This window comes from Streptomyces sp. FXJ1.172, assembly GCF_001636945.3.
GTDB lineage: Bacteria > Actinomycetota > Actinomycetes > Streptomycetales > Streptomycetaceae > Streptomyces.
Map to the genome: position 1 here is coordinate 2,306,229 of NZ_CP119133.2, position 21,237 is coordinate 2,327,465.

Below are 21,237 nucleotides of genomic sequence, written 5' to 3' on the forward strand. Positions count from 1 at the left end.
CACGCCCCCCTTTCACGCCGGTGTGGTGACGGTCTGTTCGAACCAGACGGTCTTGCGGTGCCCGGTCGCGGTGGCGCCCCACTCCCGGGCCAGCCGGCTGACCACGCGCAGACCGCGGCCCGCCTCGTCGTACGGGTCGGTGCCGAGCATGACGGGCAGGGCCGGTTCGTCGTCGGTGACCTCGAACAGCAGGGCGCCGGCGAGGATCACGCGCAGCCCGACCCGCTCGCTCACGGCGTGCCGTACGGCGTTGGTGACGACCTCGCTGACCAGGAGTTCGGCCGTGTCCACCGCCTGCGCGAGGCCCCAGTCGAGGAGTTGTGCGCGCACCAGGCGGCGGGCCCGGGCGACCTCGCGGGGATCGGGGTCGAGCTGCCATTCGGCGACGTGGCCGGCAGGCAGGCCGTTGAGGCGGGCCATGAGCAGGGCGACGTCGTCCTTGCGGCCGCCGCGGGTGTTCAGGGCGCGGATGATGGTGTCGCAGGCGTCGTCCATGGAGGCGGCGGGGTGCGCGGCGGACTCGCACAGCGCGGCCAGGCCCTCGCCGATGTCGGAGCCGCGCACCTCGACCAGGCCGTCGGTGCACAGCACCAGCCGGTCGCCGGGTGCCACCTTGACCCGGATGGCCTCGAAGGGGACACCGCCGACGCCGACGGGGGCGCCGGTGGGCAGGTCGAGGAGTTCGCTGCTGCCGTCCTCGGCTCGGACGAGGACGGGCGGGATGTGTCCGGCGTTGGCCAGGTGCAGTTCGCCGCCGATGGGGTCGTAGACCGCGTACAGGCAGGTGGCGAGGTAGTTGTCGCCGAGCCTGCGGGCGAGGTCGTCGAGGTTGCGCAGGAGCTGGGCGGGCGGGGTCTCCATCGCCGCCATGGTCTGTACGGCGGTGCGCAACTGGCCCATCATGGCGGCCGAGTTCAGGCCGTGGCCCATGACGTCGCCGACGACGAGAGCGGTGCGCGAGCCGGGCAGTTTGATGGTGTCGAACCAGTCTCCGCCGATCCTGCCGAGCCGGGTGCCGGGCAGGTAGCGGGTGGCGACGTCGCAGCCGGCCATCCGCGGGGACACCTGCGGCAGCATGCTGTCCTGCAGGGTGTCGGCGACGTTCTCCTGGTAGGTGTACATGCGGGCGTTGTCGAGGACGAGGCCCGCGCGGGCGGCGAGTTCGGCGCCGGTGGTGCGGTCCATGTCGTCGAACTGCGGCCGGTCGGGGCGGCGCATCAGCACCATGAAGCCGAGGACCACGTTGCGGGCCTTGAGCGGCACGATCAGCAGGGACCGGCCGCCGATGAGCGGCCTGAGGTCGCGCTTTTCGAACTCGCCGGAGATGCGCTCGCTCAGCTCCTCGGTGACCCGTGGGACGAGGACCGGCTCACCGGTGACCATGCACTTGTAGAACGGGGTGTGCTCGGGAAAGGCGAAGGCCTCGCCGACGGGCACGGTGTCGTCCCAGCGGCCCGGTTCGTCGTTGTGCTCGACCCACACCCGGAACATCACGGTGCTGGCGTCGGGCGGTCCGTCGGGGAAGCCCTCGCCGGCGAGGACGGCGGCGCGCAGGTGGGTGCCGGCGAAGTCCGCGAACCGGGGCACGGCGGCGCTGGTGACCTCGCGGATGGTCTCGCCGAGGTCGAGCGAGGAGCCGATGCGGGAGCTGACCTCGTTGAGGAACTCCAGCCGCTCGCGCACGGCCGCGTACTCCAGGTCCTCCTCGGCGCCGGCCGGGACGAGGACGGGTGCGCAGCGCTGCTGCGGGACGACGGCCTCGGTCCGCCTGCGTCCCGGGCGGCGGGGCACGCCCCAGTACGGGGTGACGGGCACCCGGTCGAACTGGCTGAACTCCAGGACGGGATAGCCCAGTTCGAGGACCTGGGCGACGATGCGGGAGCTGAGCTGCGGGCCCATGTTGGGCAGGATCTCGGGCAGCCGCCGCTCCAGTTCGTCAAAGGCGGGCAGTTCGGTGTGGCGGGCGAAGCCGGGCGAGATGCGTTCGGCGGTCTCGTCGTCGTAGCCGCGCTCGTCGCGCAGCCGGGCGGCGTCGGCGGCGAGCACGAGCAGCCGGGACGGGCCGGGGCCGACCAGCGGGTAGGCCCACCACAGCACGTCGAGCCGCCCGCCCTGCGGATCCGGTGCCGGGTGGTGGGGGAAGATGCGGGCGCGGCCGGCCGTGGCGTAGGAGGTGTGGCCGCCGAGCGAGGTCTCCAGGCCGGGGCCGAGTCCGTCGTAGGCGTCCGGCATCGCCTCGCCGTGCGCCTCCTCGGACAGGGCGCCGGAGACCGGCAGCAGATCGGCCGCGGGCCGTCCTACGGCGTCCTCGCGTCCGACGCCGAACAGGCGCCGGGCGCCGCTGCTCCAGTGGGACACCCGGCCGTCGCGGTCGACGACGACCACGGCCAGCGGAATCCGGCCCGCGGCGGTGCCTTCTGCGTCGCGGCCGGAAGGCGTGTCCCGCTCGCTGCCACGGTCGTCGCCGAATTCCATGGCCCCGGCCCTTTCTCCCCACGGCTGTCCGCAAACGATCTGTGAAGCCTGCCACTACCGTACGGCGGCGGCCGGTCGCGATGTGTGGCAATCCTGGAATTGGTTTCACCGGATCGCACCGGTGCGCAGCTCAGCGCCCCGCGTGCGCCCCCTGTCCGGGCTCCGCTCAGTCCTCGTGGCCCAGTTGCAGGTCCCGTTCGGTGCGGCCGCCGCCCGCGACCTGGAGGACGGTGGCGACCGGCGGGTAGCCGGCGGCGATGACGGTGTACTCGCCGGAGGAGAGGTCGACGAACCGGAACGCTCCGTCCGCTCCGGTGGTGAGGGTGTCGACGACGTTGCCGGCGGCGTCGAGGAGGGTGACGCGCGCGTCCTCCACGGGCCGTCCGCCGCTCGCCCGCACGGTGCCCCGCAGCACGGCGCCGCCCGCGAGTTCGACGTCCTGCCGGGTCTCCCGGGCGGCCTGCACGGTGACCGGGAGAGCGGCCGGGCGGAAGGCGGGGGCGCTGGCGGCCAGGGTGTACTCGCCGGCGACCAGTTCGGTGATGACGTAGCCGCCCTCGCGGCCGCTGCGGGTGGCGGCGACGACCTCGCCGTGCACATTGGTGAGGGTGACGGTGGCGTCGCGCACGGGGCTGCCGTCGGCGGTCAGGACGCTGCCGGCGAGGCGCCCGGCGCCGCCGAGGACGACGTCGAGTTCGACGGGCCGTTCGCCGACGGTGACGGAGACGGCCTGCGGCTGGTGGCCGCCCGCGGCGGCGATCAGGACGTACGAGCCGGAGCCGGGCGTGGAGAGCGCGTAGCGGCCGTCCTCGCCGCTCGCGCCCCGCCCGATCTGCTGTCCCGTGACGTCGATGAGGGTGAGGGCGGCGCGGGGCACCACGGTGCCGTCGGGGTGCTGCACCGTGCCGCACACGGGGATTCCGGCGGCGTAGGGCGAACGGGCCTGCGGGATGGGGGCGTTGGAGTTCACGGTCCTGGGCTCGGTCTCCGGTTCGGTCGCTGGCTCGGTCTCGGTCTCGGCGCTGGGGTGGGACACCAGGGGTTTCTCCTTGAGGAAGAAGGCGATGAGCAGGCCGGCGACGAGCACCGGGACCAGGTAGAGGAAGATCCGCGGCATGGCGTCGGCGTAGGCGCGGACGTAGCCGTCGCGCAGGGCCGGGGGCAGCGCGTGGACGAGCTGCGGGGTGATGGAATCGGCGTCGGGCAGCGCCGCGCCGGCGCGCGGGGGCAGTTCCCCGCGCAGCGCGGAGGTGAGCCGGCGGGCGAAGAGGGTGCCGAAGACCGCGGCGCCGACGCTGCCGCCGATCTGCCGGAAGTAGTTGTTGGCGCTGGTGGCGGTGCCGAGGTCGGCGGGGCGTACGGAGTTCTGCACGGCGAGGACGAGGACGGGCATCACCAGGCCGATGCCGGCGCCGAGGACGGCCATCCAGATGCTGTAGTGCAGCCGGGGGGTGTCGGCCTGGAGGCGGGAGAGCAGCCACATGCCTACGGCGGAGAGGGCGCCGCCGAGCACGGGGAAGATCTTGTAGCGGCCGGTGCGGCTGATGAGCTGCCCGCCGACGACCGAGGCGCCGACGATCCCGGCCATCATGGGCAGCATCAGCAGCCCGGACTCGGTGGCGCTGGCGCCGTCGACCATCTGCAGGAAGGTCGGCAGGTAGCTGGCGGCGCCGAACAGGGCGACGCCGATCACGAGGCCCACCAGGGCGGAGACGTTGAAGACGCCGTCGCGGAACAGCCTGAGCGGGATGAGGGGTTCGGCGGCGAAGCGCTCGGCGACGAGGAACAAGGCGGTGGCTGCGAGGGCGCCCGCGCCGAGGCCGGTGATCTGCCGTGAGCCCCAGGCGTACTCGTGGCCGCCCCAGCTGGTCAGCAGGACCAGGCAGGTGGAGGCGGCGGCGAGCAGCAGGGCGCCGAGGACGTCGAACCTGCCGCGGCGGGCCGGTCCGGGCAGCCTCAGCACGACGGTGACGACGGCGAGGGTGACCAGGCCGAAGGGGACGTTGACGTAGAAGCACCAGCGCCAGGAGAGGTGGTCGGTGAAGTAGCCGCCGAGCAGCGGGCCGGCGACGGAGGCGAGACCGAAGGCGGCGCCGATCAGGCCCATGTAGCGGCCGCGTTCGCGGGGCGGCACGATGTCGGCGATGATCGCCTGCACGCCGATCATGAGGCCGCCCGCGCCGATGCCCTGGACCGCGCGGAAGGCGATCAGCTGGTCCATGGACTGGGCCCGGCCGGCGAGCGCGGAGCCGAGGACGAAGACGGCGATGGCGAACTGGAAGACGCCCTTGCGGCCGACGAGGTCGCCGAGCTTGCCGTACAGCGGCAGGCCGATGGTGGAGGTGAGCAGATAGGCGGTGATCGCCCAGCTCATCCGGTCCAGGCCGTGCAGCTCGCCGACGATCTTGGGCAGTGCGGTGGCGACGATCATCTGGTCGAGCGCCGCGAGGAGCAGGGCGAGCATCAGCCCGAAGAACACCAGCCGCACGCGGTGTGCGCCGGGCCGGGGTGCCGGTGCGGGCGGTGGCGGGGCGGCGGAGGTCTCCTCCCCCGTCCGCGGTGCCACGACCGGCTCGTGCTTCACCAGAGTCGTCCCGCCCACGTACCGCTCCCCTCGTCACATCTGTCACATGTCCCGCGTACGGCGGCAACTGGGAACAACTGCGGCGGGTTACGGCCTGGTTCCTGGGCGGAGGGAGATCCACTCGAACCGGTGAAGGGGCGCAACGCCCCTTCACCGCTGGGGGCTTGGGGCTACTTCTCGACCTCGGTGGCGAGGTTGGCGAGCAGGGCGTCGTAGATCCGGCCGAGGCCCTTGGGGGCGAAGGTCTTCTCGAAGAAGCCGCCGATACCGCCGGCGCCCTGCCAGGTGGTGGTGACGGTGACGCGGGAGCGGCCCTCGCCGGCGGGCGTGACGCGCCAGGTGGTGACCATGGAGGAGTTGCGGTCCTTCTCGACCAGCTCGCCGTCGGTGGGCTCGCCGACCTCCAGCAGGCAGTCGCGCACCCGCTTGCTGGTGGCCTGGAGCTTCCAGTGGACGAGGGTGCCCTCGCCGTCGCCGCCCTCGCGGACCTCGTACTCGCTGAAGTGCTCGGGCAGCAGCTTCTGCCGTGTGCCGCGGTAGTCGGCGAGGGCGTCGAACACCTTCTCCGCGTCCGCCGCGACGACCCGCTCCGTAGTGGCCTCGACCTGCGCCATTGCGTTCCTCCAGGACCTGCGTTTCTCGGGGTTGGGGCAAGCCAACCACCCCGGTGCCCGGCCCCTCAAATCGGGGGTCGCCATCGGGGTCTCTCACCAGGGGCCGCACGATCATGGGAACAGATGTTCTATTCTGTGCGGCAGTGCTAGCGAGGAGGCGTCATGCGCTGGGAGAACCTCACCGTCGAGTCCGGGGCGTCCGGCACGTCCGGGGAATCCGGGGCGTCCGGCGAGTCCGGGGAGCGCGCCGAGCACGGCCGGGCCGCCGAGGCCGCGCTGTTCGGCGCGGACGCCGTGACCACGCGCACCTTCGACACGCCCGAGTTCCGCGGGATCACCTTCCACGAGGTCCGCGCGCGCTCGGTGCTGAACCGGGTGCCGGGCGCCTCGCGCATGCCGTTCGAGTGGACCGTCAACCCCTACCGCGGCTGCACGCACGCGTGCGTCTACTGTTTCGCCAGGAAGACGCACAGCTATCTGGACCTCGACACGGGCCTCGGTTTCGACACCCAGATCGTGGTCAAGGTGAACGCGCCCGAGGTGCTGCGCCGCCAGCTCGCCTCCCGCCGCTGGCAGGGCGATCACGTGGCGATGGGCACGAACGTCGACTGCTACCAGCGCGCCGAGGGCCGCTACCGCCTGATGCCGGGCATCATCGGTGCCCTCACCGAGCACGCGAACCCGTTCTCGGTCCTGACCAAGGGCACGCTGATCCTGCGCGACCTGGACCTGCTGGTGCGGGCGGCCGAGGTGACGGACGTGGGCATCTCGGTCTCCGTCGGCTTCCTCGACCCCGAGCTGTGGCGCACGGTGGAACCGGGCACCCCCGCGCCCGAGCGCCGGCTCGACGTCGTACGCACCCTCGGCGAGCACGGCATCGGCTGCGGGGTGCTGATGGCACCGGTCGTCCCGTTCCTGAGCGACCACCCGGACCAACTGCGGGCCACGGTACGGGCGATCGCCGCGGCCGGGGCCACCTCGGTGACCCCGCTGACACTGCATCTGCGCCCCGGCGCCCGTGAGTGGTTCATGGCCTGGCTCGGCCGGCACCATCCGCACCTGGTGCGGCGCTACGAGCGGCTGTACGCGGCGGGCGCCTACGCACCCACCTGGTACCAGCGCCGGATCACCCGTCAGGTGCACGAACTGGCACGGGAGTACGGCATCGGGCCGGCGCGCGCCGGTCTGGCCCGCCGGATCCGCCCGGCCGAGCCGGCCGAGCCGGCCGCGGTGGCCGAGCCGACCCAGCTCACCCTCATGTGAGAGCCGTGCCCGCCCTCGTGCGACCGCCTCCGGTGCGGGCGTTCGAGGGCTTCGCGCGGCGCAATCGGGTCAAGTACGGCCTTGGAGCGTTGGTTTCGGGCCCCGGCGCCGGGACGATGCGGCGAGGGCCGTGATCACCGCGGTCCGCCGACCCCGCCGTCCCGGGAGGACCCATGAGAACTCGCGCAGCCGTGCTGTGCGCTGCCACCGCCATGGTGGCGGGCTCGGTCACCGCCGTACCCGCGCACGCGGCCCCGGCCGCCCCGGCCCCCCGGCTCGCCTGGAAGAAGTGCGGCACCGGCGACTACCCGGCCCTGCAGTGCGCGTCCCTGCAGGTCCCGCTGGACCACGCGCGGCCGCGGGAAGGGACGATCACGCTCGCCCTGTCCCGCATCCCGCACACGGCGAAGACCTTCCAGGGCCCGCTCCTGGTCAACCCCGGCGGCCCCGGCGGCAGCGGCCTCAGGCTCGCCGGATTCGTCGCCTCCGCGCTGCCCAGGAGCGTCGCCGCCCAGTACGACGTGATCGGCTTCGATCCGCGCGGGGTCGGCAGGTCCGCCCCGGCCCTGGACTGCGTGCCCGGCCACTTCAAGGCGGTGCGCCCGGACACCGTGCCCACCTCACCGGCGCTGGAGCGGACGAACCTCGCGCGCGCGAAGTCCTTCGCCCACGCCTGCGGCCGCCGCCACGCCGGCCTGCTGCCGTACATCGACACCGTCAGCACCGTGCGCGACATGGACGTCATCCGCGCGGCCCTCGGCGCCGGGCGGATCAACTACTTCGGCTACTCCTACGGCACCTACCTCGGCGCGGTCTACGCCAAGCTGTATCCCCAGCGGATCCGCCGCCTGGTGCTGGACTCGGTCGTCGACCCGGCCGGTGTCTGGTACGCGGACAACCTCGGCCAGGACTACGCCTTCAACGACCGCCACCGCGCCCTGATGGCCTGGATCGCCCGCCACGACTCCGCCTACCACCTCGGCAGGGACCCGGAGCGGATCGAGGACGGCTGGTACGCGATGCGGGCGGCACTGGCGGCGAGGCCGGCCGGCGGCAAGGTGGGCGCCGCCGAACTGGAGGACACCTTCATCCCCGGCGGCTACTACAACGGCTACTGGCCCTACCTCGCCGAGGCGTTCGCGGCGTACGTGCACGACAGGAACACCAAGCCGCTGGTGGAGGTGTGGAAGGACCTCGGCGCGGTGAACCACTCGGGCGACAACGGCTACAGCGTCTACACGGCGGTGCAGTGCCGGGACACCTCCTGGCCCGGCGGCTGGAGCCGATGGCGCACCGACACCTGGACCGTGTACGGCAAGGCCCCCTTCATGGCCTGGAACAACGCATGGTACAACGCGCCGTGCGCCTTCTGGCCGGCCGCGCGGCGCCGGCCGGCGGACATCGCCAACACCGGGCTGCCGCCGGTGCTGCTGTTCCAGGCGACCGACGACGCCGCCACCCCCTACCCCGGCGGCCTCGCGGTGCACCGGCTGCTCGCCCGCTCCAGCCTGGTGGTCGAGAACGGCGGCGGCAACCACGGGATCACGCTGAGCGGCAACGCCTGCCTGGACCGGTATCTGACGGCCTATCTGAAGGACGGCCGGGTGCCGCGCGGCTCCGCCGGGGCGGCCGACGCGGTGTGCGCGAAGTCGCCCGATCCGAAGCCGCTGGCCGCCAAGGCCGCACCGGTTTCGACGCCGGGTTCGACGCTGCACGAGTTGCTCGGTTTCCGCCCGTAGACGCGCCGGCCCGGCGCTGCCGCACACCGGCGCAGCCCCGCGACCTTGCCGCGCCCTGGCCGGGGCGCTGCCCTGTGGGGGCGTTGTCAGTGCCGCGGTCCACCATGGGACGCATGAGTGAACTGATCCGGATCCCCGCCCCCGACGGTGTCGCGCCCGCGGCCCAGTACAGCCACGTGGTCGCGGCGAGCGGCCGTCTCGTCGCCGTCTCCGGCCAGTTGCCGCTGGACGAGGACGGCAAGCTGGTCGGCGCGGGCGATCCCGCGGCACAGGCCCGCCAGGTGTTCGAGAATCTGAAGCGGTGCCTGGCCGCCGCCGGCGCCGGATTCGAGCACGTCGTGAAGCTGACGTACTTCATGACGGACACGGCCCACCTGCCGGCGGTCCGCGCGGCCCGCGCCGCCCACATACCCGACGACCGGCTGCCGGCGTCCTCCGCGGTCCGGGTGGCCGGGCTGGTGGCGCCGGAGTTCCTCATGGAGATCGAGGCGCTCGCGGTGGCCCCCGGGTGACGGCCACCCGCTGACGCGGCGTCACCTCGCCTCCTTCTGCTGGGGGATGTGCGCCAGCGCGTGCACCGCGGCCTGCGCGAGGGCCGGATGGGCCAGGGCCTCGTTCAGGACGCGGCGGGCGCGGGGGTCCCCGAGGCTGCCGAGGCCCTCCACACAGGCGAGGGCGACCCGGCGGTAGGGGTCGTGCGGGCGCAGCCGGCGCTCCAGGGTGGTGATGAGCGCGGGCACGGACTCGGGGGCCCGCAGATCGGCCAGCAGCCGTACCGGGTGCAGGGCGTAGGCGACGCGCAGTTCGTTGGTGGCGAGGGCGGCGGCCGCGCGTGCCGTACGCGGGTCGCCGAGCCGGGCCAGGGCGTGTGCGGCGGAGGCGCAGCGCGGGGGGTCGCGGTGGTTGAGGAGCAGCACCAGGGACTCGAAGGCCCGCCGGTCGCCCGCGCGTCCGAGCCGGAACGCGGCCAGTTCCCTCGCCCACAGGGGCTGTCCCGGCGCGGTGAGCACCTCCGCGAGTTCGTCGTGGTCCTCGGACTCCAGCAGCCGGTCGAACGCCGCCGAGCCGTGCGATTCCTGCCGTAAGCGCTCCGTGAGCGATCGCAACTCTTCGTCCACGAAGTCCAGCGTAGGCGGGTGGCGGGGGCGGAGGGAGCCACCTCACACAGTCAAATTCGAGCGCAGCTCTGGCGCGCTCGTTACTGGCCGGTTAAGCTCAGACGAGCGAGTTACCCACTCGTATTCTCGCTGGCGACGGTTTGGTGACGCAGCCGTCGCGAGCAGCCGTCAGTTCGGTACGTCCTGTACCGCTGTACGACCCGGCTCCGGGACAGGGCCGGTCGGATCTCCCGCCGTTCGTCCGGGCGTGTGCGCGCCCGGGGCACCGGCAGCACCGGGCGTGTGCGCTTGCAGCCCGGCAACACCCGCACTCCTTTCCGCTCCGCGGTGCGCCCCTCGGCGCACCCGGATGCGTTCCTCGTCGTCACCCTCATTCCTGGAGTCCCGCGATGGCCACTCCCCTGTCCCCCCTGTCCGGCAGCCCGCTGTCCCCGTTCAAGACGATCGCCGTCGTCGGCCTCGGCACCATGGGCACCGGTATCACCGAAGTCCTCGTGAAGGCCGGCCGCGAGGTGATCGGCATCGACGTCAGCGAGGCCCAGGCCGCCCGGTGCGTCGCCGCGGTGGAGGCCTCCACCGCCCGCGCCGTTGAGCGCGGCCGGCTCACCGCCGCCGAGCGCACGGACGCCCTGGCCCGGGTCCGCACCGGCACCGACCTCACGGCGGCGGCCGACGCCGACCTCGTCATCGAGGTGGCCCCGGAGTCGTACGAGATCAAGCACCGGATCATCCGCGAGCTGGACGGCATCGTCCGCCCGGAGACGATCCTCGCCACCGGCACCAACGCCCTGTCGGTGACCCGGCTCGCCGCCGACTCCGCCCGCCCCGAGCGCGTGCTGGGCCTGCACTTCTTCAACCCGGCGCCCGCGATGAAGCTGGTCGAGGTCGTCTCCTCGGTGCTGACCGCGCCGCAGGCCGTCGCCGCCGTCACCGACCTGGCGCTGGAGCTGGGCAAGGAGCCGGTCGCGGTCGGCGACCGCCCCGGTTTCGTCGCCGACGGCCTGCTGTTCGGCTACCTCAACCAGGCCGCCGCGATGTACGAGGCCCGCTACGCCTCCCGCGAGGACATCGACGCGGCGATGCGGCTCGGCTGCGGCCTGCCGATGGGCCCCCTCGCCCTGCTGGACCTGATCGGCATCGACACCGCGCGCACGGTCCTCGAGGCCATGTACGCCGAGTCCCGTGACCGCCTGCACGCGCCCGCCCCGATCCTGGGTCAGCTCAGCGAGGCGGGCCTGACCGGCCGCAAGTCCGGGCGTGGCTTCTACAGTTACGAGGCGCCCGGCAGCGCCACGGTCGTGCCGGACGCGCTGACCCCGGCCGAGGGACCCACCGGGGCCGGCGCCCGCGGCGTCCGCAGCGTCGGCGTCGCCGGCTCGGGCACCATGGCCTCCGGCATCGCCGAGGTGTTCGCCAAGGCCGGCTACGAGGTCGTGCTGGCCGCCCGCAGCGAGGAGAAGGCGCAGGCCGCCAAGGCCCGGATCGGCAAGTCTCTCGCGCGCTCCGTCGACAAGGGCCGGCTGACCGCCGAGGCCGCCGCGCAGATCCTGGACCTGATCACCCCGGCCGGGTCCTACGACGCCTTCGCCGACGTCGACCTGGCCGTCGAGGCGATCGCCGAGGACCTGGAGATCAAGCAGCAGCTGTTCCAGACGCTGGACAAGGTCTGCAAGCCCGGCGCGGTGCTCGCCACCACCACCTCCTCGCTGCCCGTCATCGCCTGCGCCCGCGCCACCTCGCGCCCGCAGGACGTCATCGGCATGCACTTCTTCAACCCGGCGCCCGCGATGAAGCTGGTCGAGGTGGTGCGCACGGTGCTGACCGGCGACGACGTCCACGCGACCGTCCGCGAGGTCTGCGCGAAGATCAGGAAGCACGCGGTGGACTGCGGCGACCGGGCCGGCTTCATCGTGAACGCGCTGCTGTTCCCGTACCTGAACAACGCCATCAAGATGGTCGAGGAACACTACGCGTCCCTGGACGACATCGACGCGGCGATGAAGCTCGGCGGCGGCTACCCGATGGGCCCCTTCGAGCTGCTGGACGTGGTCGGCCTGGACGTCTCGCTGGCCATCGAGAAGGTCCTGCACCGCGAGTTCCGCGACCCGGGCCTCGCCCCGTCCCCGCTGCTGGAACACCTGGTGGCGGCGGGCTGCCTCGGCCGCAAGACCGGCCGCGGCTTTCGCGAGTATGCCCGCCGCTGACGGCGTCGGCGACTGGTCGCAGGCGGAGCCGGACTGGGGCGGACTGCTCGATCCCGTCGCGCACACCCCGCCCGCCCGGGCAGGCGGTCCCCCGCCCCTGTGGGGCGGGGAAACCCCCACACCTGCGCATCGAGCTGCGCACATGCAGTACGTTCGGGTCATGTCCCAGCCCGCCAAGTCCTCACGTACACCAGCTACGCCCGACGCGCCGGAAAGTGCCGCAGGCAGTCGCGCCGCCGCCCAGCGGCTCAAGATGCGCCGGGAACTGGCGGCCGCAGCCATGGAGCTGTTCGCGACCAAGGGGTACGAGGCGACCACCGTCGACGAGATCGCGGCCGCCGCCGGGGTCGCGCGCCGCACCTTCTTCCGCCACTTCCGCTCCAAGGAAGAGGCGATCTTCCCGGACCACGACGACACCCTGGTGCGCGCGGAGGCGGTGCTCAACGCCGCCCCCGCGCACGAGCACCCGCTCGACACCGTGTGCCGCGGCATCAAGGAAGTCATGAGGATGTACGCGGCCCGGCCCGAGATCTCGGTCGCCCGCTACAAGCTCACCCGTGAGGTGCCCACCCTGCGCGAGGCCGAGATCGCCTCGGTGGCCCGCTACGAGCGCCTGTTCACCCGCTATCTCCTCGGCCACTTCGACGAGCACGCGCACGCCGACGACGCCAACGACGACCCGCTGCTGGCCGAGGTGGCCGCCTCCGCCGTCGTCACCGCCCACAATCACGTGCTGCGGCGCTGGCTGCGGGCGGGCGGCCAGGGGGACGTCGAGGCACAGCTCGACCACGCCTTCGCGATCGTGCGCAAGACCTTCGGCACGGGGATCGGGGCCGGCCGCGGCCCGGCCCCGCGCCCGGCCGCCGGCACCGCCCCGGCGACGGTCTCCGCGCACGGCGAGGTGCTCGTCACGGTCGCCCGCACCGACGCCCCGCTGGACGAGGTCATGCGGACCATCGAGGAGGCGCTCAAGGAGCGCTGAGGCTGCTTTCCCGCTGTGATGACGGCCACCCTTCGGGGTGGCCGTTTTGCCATGCCAGGACCCCTTTTCGAGCGGATTTCAAGGCCTGTTCGATCGATCATCGCTCATTTGTTACGTAAAGATTTCACCTGAGGGCTTGATCTGGCACTCAGTGCCTTGCGGCCTGACACGCGGTGTCATACGTTGATGGTGTCCGGGCGGCCGGCGAGCAGAGACCATTCGTTCGCCGGCTGTCCCCGCAAGGCCCATGGCCGACCCGCGCCCGGACGCCTGCGTCACAGGCAACCTCCCGCGCCACAAAGCGCTGCCGAAGCACCACCCAGCCGAACCGACGGCACCCTCAAAAAACCCTCAGCAGCACTCCCAGCAGCACCGACGAACCCTCAGCGCCCCCTCCCTCAGGGGGCGTCCACCGCCGGAGGCAACACCGTGACCGTGAAGGACATCCTGGACGCGATCCAGTCGCAGGACGCCAAGCCCGCCGACTTCGCCGCCCTGCCGCTCCCCGAGTCGTACCGCGCGATCACCGTGCACAAGGACGAGACGGAGATGTTCGCGGGCCTCGAGTCCCGCGACAAGGACCCGCGCAAGTCGACCCACCTCGACGAGGTGCCCGTGCCCGAACTCGGCCCGGGCGAGGCCCTGGTGGCCGTCATGGCCTCCTCGGTCAACTACAACTCGGTGTGGACCTCGATCTTCGAGCCGCTGCCGACGTTCGGATTCCTGGAGCGCTACGGCAAGGTCTCGGAGCTGACCCGCCGCCACGACCTGCCGTACCACATCATCGGCTCCGACCTCGCGGGCGTCGTCCTGCGCACCGGCCCGGGCGTCAACGCCTGGAAGCCCGGCGACGAGGTCGTCGCCCACTGCCTGTCCGTCGAGCTGGAGTCCTCCGACGGCCACAACGACACCATGCTCGACCCCGAGCAGCGGATCTGGGGCTTCGAGACCAACTTCGGCGGCCTCGCCGAGATCGCGCTCGTCAAGTCCAACCAGCTGATGCCGAAGCCCGCCCACCTGTCGTGGGAGGAGGCCGCCGCGCCGGGCCTGGTCAACTCCACCGCCTACCGCCAGCTGGTCTCCCGCAACGGCGCCCAGATGAAGCAGGGTGACAACGTCCTGATCTGGGGCGCGAGCGGCGGTCTCGGCTCGTACGCCACCCAGTTCGCCCTCGCCGGCGGCGCCAACCCGATCTGCGTCGTCTCCAGCGAGCAGAAGGCGGACATCTGCCGGTCGATGGGCGCGGAGTCGATCATCGACCGCAACGCCGAGGGGTACAAGTTCTGGAAGGACGAGAACACCCAGGACCCGAAGGAGTGGAAGCGCTTCGGCAAGCGCATCCGCGAACTCACCGGCGGCGAGGACATCGACATCGTCTTCGAGCACCCCGGCCGCGAGACCTTCGGCGCGAGCGTCTACGTCACCCGCAAGGGCGGCACCATCACCACCTGCGCCTCCACCTCGGGCTACATGCACGAGTACGACAACCGGTACCTGTGGATGTCCCTGAAGCGGATCATCGGCTCGCACTTCGCCAACTACCGCGAGGCCTGGGAGGCCAACCGGCTCATCGCGAAGGGCAAGATCCACCCGACCCTGTCGAAGGTCTACTCCCTGGAGGAGACCGGCCAGGCCGCCTACGACGTGCACCGCAACCTGCACCAGGGCAAGGTCGGCGTGCTGTGCCTCGCGCCCGAGGAGGGCCTCGGCGTGCGCGACGCGGAGATGCGCGCCCGGCACATCGACGCCATCAACCGCTTCCGCAACGTCTGAGCACACCCGAGGTCACAGATGACTGAGCGTCAGCCCGCCGAGGCACGGCGGGAGAAGGACCGGCCGTGGCTCATGCGCACGTACGCCGGCCACTCCACGGCCGAGGCGTCCAACGAGCTGTACCGGCGCAACCTCGCCAAGGGCCAGACCGGCCTGTCGGTGGCGTTCGACCTGCCGACGCAGACCGGCTACGACTCCGACCACATCCTCGCCCGCGGCGAGGTCGGCCGGGTCGGCGTGCCCGTCGCGCACCTCGGTGACATGCGCCGCCTGTTCCAGGACATCCCCCTGGAGCAGATGAACACCTCGATGACGATCAACGCCACCGCCATGTGGCTGCTGGCGCTCTACCAGGTCGTCGCCGAGGAGCAGGGCGCGGACATCACCAGGCTCCAGGGCACGACCCAGAACGACATCGTCAAGGAGTACCTGTCCCGGGGCACCCATGTGTTCCCGCCAGGACCCTCGCTCCGCCTGACGACGGACATGATCGCGTACACGGTCTCCCACCTGCCGAAGTGGAACCCGATCAACATCTGCAGCTACCACCTGCAGGAGGCCGGGGCCACACCGGTGCAGGAGATCGCGTACGCGATGTCCACCGCGATCGCCGTACTCGACGCCGTGCGCGACTCGGGCCAGGTGCCCGAGGAGCGGATGGGTGACGTGGTCGCGCGCATCTCCTTCTTCGTCAACGCGGGCGTCCGCTTCGTCGAGGAGATGTGCAAGATGCGGGCGTTCGGCCGCATCTGGGACCGGGTCACCCGCGACCGGTACGGCATCGAGGACGCCAAGCAGCGCCGCTTCCGCTACGGCGTCCAGGTCAACTCGCTCGGCCTGACCGAGGCGCAGCCGGAGAACAACGTCCAGCGGATCGTGCTGGAGATGCTCGCCGTGACGCTGTCGAAGGACGCACGCGCGCGTGCCGTGCAGCTGCCGGCCTGGAACGAGGCGCTCGGCCTGCCCCGCCCCTGGGACCAGCAGTGGAGCCTGCGCATCCAGCAGGTCCTCGCCTACGAGAGCGACCTGCTCGAGTACGAGGACATCTTCGAGGGCTCGAAGGTGATCGAGGCGAAGGTGGACCAGCTGGTCGCCGACGCCCTCGCGGAGATCGACCGGATCCAGGAGATGGGCGGCGCGATGGCCGCCGTCGAGTCCGGCTACCTGAAGTCGCAGCTGGTCTCCTCGCACGCCGAGCGGCGGGCCCGGATCGAGTCCGGTGAGGAGAAGATCGTCGGTGTCAACGCCTTCGAGGGCACCGAGCCGAACCCGCTGACCGCCGACCTGGACACCGCGATCCAGACGGTCGACCCGGCCGTCGAGGCCCGGGTGATCGCCTCGCTGCAGAACTGGCGCGACTCGCGCTACCAGCCGCCCTTCAACCACCCGCGCCCGTGCAAGGCGCTGGAGCGGCTGAAGGAGGCCGCCAAGGGCACGGAGAACCTGATGGAGGCCACGCTGGAGTGCGCCCGCGCCGGGGTCACCACCGGCGAGTGGGCGGGCGCGCTGCGCGAGGTGTTCGGCGAGTTCCGGGCGCCCACCGGGGTCTCCTCCGCGCCGGTGGCCGTCGCCGCCGAGCCGGGCTCCGCGCTCGCCGGGGTGCGGGCCAAGGTGGACGCCACCGCCCGCGAGCTGGGCACCGGCAAGCTGCGCTTCCTGGTCGGCAAGCCGGGCCTGGACGGGCACTCCAACGGTGCCGAGCAGATCGCCGTGCGCGCCCGTGACGCCGGCTTCGAGGTGGTCTACCAGGGCATCCGGCTGACCCCCGAGCAGATCGTGGACGCGGCCCTGGCCGAGGACGTGCACGCGGTGGGCCTGTCGATCCTGTCCGGCTCGCACGCCCAGCTGGTGCCGGACGTGCTGGACCGGCTGCGTGTGGCCGGTGCCACAGATATACCCGTGATCGCTGGTGGCATCATCCCGAATGGTGACGCCGACCAGCTCAGGGCTGCCGGAGTGGCCGCGGTGTTCACCCCGAAGGACTTCGACATCACCGGAATCATCGGCCGCATCGTCGACGAGATCCGGACAGCGAACAAGCTCGACCCCCTGGAGGTCCCCGCATGACGACCGTCAACCGCCTTCGCCCGCGGCGCTCCTGCCTGGCCGTGCCGGGCAGCAACCCGCGCTTCCTGGAGAAGGCGCAGGGCCTCCCCGCCGACCAGGTCTTCCTGGACCTGGAGGACGCGTGCGCGCCGCTCGCCAAGCCCGAGGCCCGGCACACCATCGTCAAGTTCCTCAACGAGGGCGACTGGACCGGCAAGACGCGGGTGGTGCGCGTCAACGACTGGACGACCGAGTGGACGTACCGGGACGTCGTGACCGTGGTCGAGGGCGCGGGCCAGAACCTCGACTGCATCATGCTGCCGAAGGTGCAGACGGCCGAGCAGGTCGTCGCCCTGGACCTGCTGCTGACGCAGATCGAGAAGACCATGGGCTTCGAGGTCGGCAAGATCGGCATCGAGGCGCAGATCGAGAACGCGCAGGGGCTGAACAACGTCAACGCGATCGCGCAGGCCTCCCCGCGCGTGGAGACGATCATCTTCGGCCCGGCCGACTTCATGGCGTCCATCAACATGAAGTCGCTCGTCGTGGGCGAGCAGCCGCCCGGCTACCCGGCGGACGCCTACCACTACATCCTGATGAAGATCCTGATGGCCGCCCGTGCCAACAACCTCCAGGCGATCGACGGCCCCTACCTGCAGATCCGCAACGTGGAGGGCTACCGCGCGGTCGCGCAGCGCGCCGCCGCGCTCGGCTTCGACGGCAAGTGGGTGCTGCACCCGGGCCAGGTCGAGGCGTCCAACGAGATCTTCTCGCCCTCGCAGGAGGACTACGACCACGCCGAGCTGATCCTGGACGCGTACGACTACTACACGTCCGAGGCGGGCGGCAAGAAGGGCTCCGCGATGCTCGGCGACGAGATGATCGACGAGGCCAGCCGCAAGATGGCCCTGGTCATCTCGGGCAAGGGCCGGGCCGCCGGCATGCAGCGCACGTCGAAGTTCGAGATTCCCGCCAGCTAAGGAGCCCTGAGCACGATGCAGTTCGGACGCACGTACGAGGAGTTCGAGGTCGGGGCGACGTACAAGCACTGGCCGGGCAAGACGGTCACGGAGTACGACGACCACCTGTTCTGTCTCCTCACCATGAACCACCACCCGCTCCACATGGACACCAACTATGCGGAGAAGACGACGGACTTCGGCAAGAACGTCGTCGTCGGGAACTACATCTACTCCCTGCTGCTCGGCATGAGCGTGCCGGACATCTCCGGCAAGGCGATCGCCAACCTGGAGATCGAGTCGCTCAAGCACGTGGCGCCGACCTTCCACGGCGACACCGTCTACGGCGAGACGACCGTGCTCGACAAGTGGCCGTCGAAGTCGAAGAACGACCGCGGGATCGTGTACGTGGAGACCAAGGGCTACAAGCAGGACGGCACCCTGGTGTGCGTCTTCCGCCGCAAGGTCATGGTGCCCACCGAGACGTACATCAAGGAGCGCGGCGGCGAGCAGCCCGGCCGCCCCGAGCTGAAGCAGCAGGAGAAGTAAGCCATGGCCCGTCTCGCCCAGACCGCCGGTCTGACCGACGTCCAGCAGGAGATCCTCTCCACCGTCCGGGACTTCGTCGACAAGGAGATCATCCCTGTCGCGACCGAGCTGGAGCACCGCGACGAGTACCCGCAGCAGATTGTCGACGGCCTGAAGGAACTCGGCCTGTTCGGTCTGATGATCCCCGAGGAGTACGGGGGTCTGGGCGAGTCCCTGCTCACCTACGCCCTGTGCGTCGAGGAGATCGCCCGCGGCTGGATGTCGGTCTCCGGCATCATCAACACCCACTTCATCGTCGCGTACATGCTCAAGCAGCACGGCACGCAGGAGCAGAAGGACCACTTCCTGCCCCGCATGGCGGCCGGCGACATCCGGGGTGCCTTCTCGATGTCGGAGCCGGGCCTGGGTTCCGATGTGTCGGCGATCACGTCGAAGGCGGTCAAGGACGGCGACGAGTACGTCCTGAACGGTCAGAAGATGTGGCTGACGAACGGCGGCACCTCGTCCCTGGTGGCCGTTCTCGTCCGCAGTGACGAAGGCCACCCCGAGGGCACGGCCCCGCACAAGTCGATGACGACCTTCCTGATCGAGAAGGAGCCGGGCTTCGGCGAGGTCCGCCCGGGCCTCACCATCCCCGGCAAGATCGAGAAGATGGGCTACAAGGGCGTCGACACCACCGAGCTGATCATGGACGGCCTGCGGGTGCCGGCCGACCGGGTCCTCGGCGGCGTCACCGGCCGCGGTTTTTACCAGATGATGGACGGCGTCGAGGTCGGCCGGGTCAATGTGGCGGCGCGTGGCTGCGGTGTCGCCCAGCGTGCCTTCGAGCTGGGGGTGAGCTACGCCCAGCAGCGGCACACCTTCGGCAAGCCGATCGCCCAGCACCAGGCGATCCAGTTCAAACTGGCCGAAATGGCCACCAAGGTCGAGGCCGCCCACGCGCTCATGGTCAACGCCGCGCGCAAGAAGGACTCCGGCGAGCGCAACGACCTCGAGGCGGGCATGGCGAAGTACCTGGCCTCCGAGTACTGCAAGGAGGTCGTGGAGGACGCCTTCCGCATCCACGGCGGCTATGGTTTCTCCAAGGAGTACGAGATCGAGCGGCTCTACCGCGAGGCGCCGATGCTGCTCATCGGTGAAGGTACCGCCGAGATCCAGAAAATGATCATCGGCCGCAGGCTGCTCGAAGAGTACCGGTTCCAGGGCTGAATGTCCGCATGCGGGGTGTTTTCTTCGAGAAGAAGATCACACCCCGTAGACATTGTTCAGCCGCTCTTCGGCCGCCGACTCGGCTGCCTGGCTTGCCCAGTTGCAGCCCGCGACCGGTACGATCCCCGGAAAGCCGCCGTCCCCCGTTCCAGCGCGGCATCATCCGCTACGAAGGTCATCCATGCCCCACAGCCAAACCTCTGCACCCCGAGACAGCCTGGCCGGCGTACGCCTCGCGCGCGGAGCATCGCCGTGGCTCCTCCCGACCGTCGCCACCGCAGCCCTGAGCCTGGCCCGCGCCCGCCGCTCGGGTGTCGCCAAGGCCGTCGCCGTGCCCGCCACCGCGCTCGCGGCGGGCATGCTGTGGTTCTTCCGCGACCCCGAGCGTGAGATCGCCCCGGGCCGGGTCATCTCGCCCGCCGACGGTGTGGTGCAGAGCATCATGCCGTGGAAGGACGGGCGCACCCGCGTCGCGATCTTCATGAGCCCGCTGAACGTCCACGTCAACCGCGCGCCCCTGTCCGGCACGGTGACGTCGGTCGAACACATCCCCGGCGGCTTTGTTCCGGCGTTCAACAAGGAGAGCGAGAACAACGAGCGCGTAGTCTGGCATTTCGACACCGAACTCGGCGACATCGAGATGATCCAGATCGCCGGCGCGGTGGCCCGCCGCATCGTGCCCTACCTCCCGCAGGGCACGAAGGTCGAGCAGGGCGACCGAATCGGTCTGATCCGCTTCGGCTCGCGTGTCGACCTCTACCTGCCCGAGGGTGTGGAGGTCGCGGTCGAGGTCGGACAGAAGACCGTGGCTGGGGTGACTCGCATTGACCGTGATTGATCCGGAGACCCAGGCGGGCTGGGTGCCCGAGGCCGACGACGTGGACGAAGAGGAGGAGATGCCTCTTTCTCTGCGCCTGTCGATAGCGGACACCCTCACACTCGGCAATGCCACGTGCGGCTTCATGGCGGTGTACTTCACCACCACCGGCATTCTGATCCCGCATCTGACCGGCAACGACGAGTCCACGGGCATGGCGCGGCACAGCGCCGCCACGGCCGTCATCCTGATGCTCTGCGCGGCGGTCTTCGACCTGTTCGACGGACTGGTGGCCCGCAAGCTGCGCTCGTCCCCCATGGGCGCGGAGCTGGACAACCTGTCCGACCTGATCAGCTTCGGGCTGGCGCCCGCGTACTTCGTCCTCGTCTACGGCATGGTCGCGGACGACGCGCACCAGAGAATGGCGGCGCTCGGGGCGATCGTGGTGCTCCTGGCGGTCGTCCTGCGCCTCGCGCGCTTCTCCTGCGTGACCATGAAGGACGGCATGTTCCAGGGCATGCCCAGCCCGTTCGGAGCGCTGACGGTGGTCTCCATCGTCCTGCTGGAGCTGCCCTTCGTGGCGACGCTCCTGGCCATCGTGGGCACGGCCTGGCTGATGGTGAGCCGCGTGGAGTACCCGAAGCCGCGGGGCCGCCTCGCCGGGGCCATGCTGTCCTGGATCGTGCTGTCCATGGGTCTGCTGGCCGCCTGGGCCTTCGACGCGCCCGGCGGGCAGCTGCTGCTCCAGACGGGCTGTGCGCTGCAGCTGGTCATGGGCGCGGTGATCCCGCTGTTCGCCACGGCTCGCCGGGTGAACAACTTCCGCGGCAACCGGCGTGAGGCGCGGGCGGCGCAGTTGCCGTAGCGGAGCGTACGCCTGCGGCGCGTATGTCCCGCGGCGCGTG

16 protein-coding genes are annotated in these 21,237 nt (G+C 71.1%); 12 read left to right on the forward strand and 4 right to left on the reverse strand.

The window, feature by feature from the left end; translation table 11 throughout:
• Positions 1-12: 12 nt before the first annotated feature.
• From A6P39_RS10280 to A6P39_RS10290, 3 genes are all read right to left on the reverse strand, one after another.
• A complete protein-coding gene (locus A6P39_RS10280; protein ID WP_067056431.1) occupies positions 13-2,475 on the reverse strand; it encodes an ATP-binding SpoIIE family protein phosphatase in 2,463 nt (820 codons plus the stop codon).
• 166 nt (positions 2,476-2,641) lie between these two features.
• The gene (locus tag A6P39_RS10285) at positions 2,642-5,077 is read right to left on the reverse strand and encodes an MFS transporter (RefSeq protein WP_067056434.1); all 2,436 of its coding nucleotides are present in this window, start codon (positions 5,075-5,077) and stop codon (positions 2,642-2,644) included.
• Between the two features lie 152 nt (positions 5,078-5,229).
• Entirely contained in the window at positions 5,230-5,673 is a 444-nt protein-coding gene (locus tag A6P39_RS10290; RefSeq protein ID WP_067056436.1) for an SRPBCC family protein, read from the reverse strand.
• 162 nt (positions 5,674-5,835) lie between these two features.
• Here A6P39_RS10290 and A6P39_RS10295 point away from each other — a divergent pair, with 162 nt between their 5' ends.
• The 3 genes from A6P39_RS10295 to A6P39_RS10305 all read left to right on the forward strand — a co-directional run bounded on the left by A6P39_RS10295 (position 5,836) and on the right by A6P39_RS10305 (position 9,187).
• Positions 5,836-6,936, forward strand: a complete 1,101-nt coding sequence (locus tag A6P39_RS10295; protein ID WP_199841047.1) for an Rv2578c family radical SAM protein — start codon at positions 5,836-5,838, stop codon at positions 6,934-6,936.
• Positions 6,937-7,109: 173 nt separating this feature from the next.
• Complete coding sequence (locus A6P39_RS10300) at positions 7,110-8,675, forward strand: alpha/beta hydrolase (protein WP_067056439.1); 1,566 nt, start codon at positions 7,110-7,112, stop codon at positions 8,673-8,675.
• Between the two features lie 113 nt (positions 8,676-8,788).
• A complete protein-coding gene (locus A6P39_RS10305; RefSeq protein WP_067056442.1) occupies positions 8,789-9,187 on the forward strand; it encodes a RidA family protein in 399 nt (132 codons plus the stop codon).
• 21 nt (positions 9,188-9,208) lie between these two features.
• On the opposite strand, the gene A6P39_RS10310 is transcribed toward A6P39_RS10305, so the two are convergent.
• On the reverse strand, positions 9,209-9,793 hold the full coding sequence (locus A6P39_RS10310) for an adenylosuccinate lyase (protein ID WP_067056445.1): 585 nt from the start codon (positions 9,791-9,793) through the stop codon (positions 9,209-9,211).
• Positions 9,794-10,182: 389 nt separating this feature from the next.
• On the opposite strand from A6P39_RS10310, the gene A6P39_RS10315 reads away from it, so the two are divergent.
• The 9 genes from A6P39_RS10315 to pssA all read left to right on the forward strand — a co-directional run bounded on the left by A6P39_RS10315 (position 10,183) and on the right by pssA (position 21,197).
• The gene (locus tag A6P39_RS10315) at positions 10,183-11,997 is read left to right on the forward strand and encodes a 3-hydroxyacyl-CoA dehydrogenase family protein (protein ID WP_067056448.1); all 1,815 of its coding nucleotides are present in this window, start codon (positions 10,183-10,185) and stop codon (positions 11,995-11,997) included.
• Between the two features lie 160 nt (positions 11,998-12,157).
• Complete coding sequence (locus A6P39_RS10320) at positions 12,158-12,979, forward strand: TetR family transcriptional regulator (RefSeq protein WP_234379297.1); 822 nt, start codon at positions 12,158-12,160, stop codon at positions 12,977-12,979.
• Between the two features lie 429 nt (positions 12,980-13,408).
• Positions 13,409-14,752 (forward strand): crotonyl-CoA carboxylase/reductase, encoded by a 1,344-nt coding sequence (gene ccrA / locus A6P39_RS10325; protein WP_067056454.1) that lies wholly within the window; start codon positions 13,409-13,411, stop codon positions 14,750-14,752.
• Between the two features lie 18 nt (positions 14,753-14,770).
• A complete protein-coding gene (locus A6P39_RS10330) occupies positions 14,771-16,819 on the forward strand; it encodes a protein meaA (RefSeq protein WP_067056456.1) in 2,049 nt (682 codons plus the stop codon).
• Positions 16,816-17,778 carry an HpcH/HpaI aldolase/citrate lyase family protein gene (locus tag A6P39_RS10335; protein ID WP_067056459.1) on the forward strand — a complete coding sequence of 321 codons (963 nt, stop codon included), beginning with the start codon at positions 16,816-16,818 and terminating at the stop codon, positions 17,776-17,778. Before A6P39_RS10330 ends, A6P39_RS10335 begins: the two co-directional genes overlap by 4 nt.
• A gap of 15 nt (positions 17,779-17,793) precedes the next feature.
• Positions 17,794-18,306 (forward strand): MaoC family dehydratase, encoded by a 513-nt coding sequence (locus tag A6P39_RS10340; RefSeq protein WP_059254189.1) that lies wholly within the window; start codon positions 17,794-17,796, stop codon positions 18,304-18,306.
• Between the two features lie 3 nt (positions 18,307-18,309).
• Positions 18,310-19,515 (forward strand): acyl-CoA dehydrogenase family protein, encoded by a 1,206-nt coding sequence (locus A6P39_RS10345; RefSeq protein ID WP_067056462.1) that lies wholly within the window; start codon positions 18,310-18,312, stop codon positions 19,513-19,515.
• 181 nt (positions 19,516-19,696) lie between these two features.
• Positions 19,697-20,353, forward strand: coding sequence for a phosphatidylserine decarboxylase (locus A6P39_RS10350; RefSeq protein ID WP_067056465.1), 657 nt, complete (start codon positions 19,697-19,699; stop codon positions 20,351-20,353).
• Between the two features lie 22 nt (positions 20,354-20,375).
• The gene (gene pssA, locus A6P39_RS10355) at positions 20,376-21,197 is read left to right on the forward strand and encodes a CDP-diacylglycerol--serine O-phosphatidyltransferase (protein ID WP_067056498.1); all 822 of its coding nucleotides are present in this window, start codon (positions 20,376-20,378) and stop codon (positions 21,195-21,197) included.
• Positions 21,198-21,237: the final 40 nt, after the last annotated feature.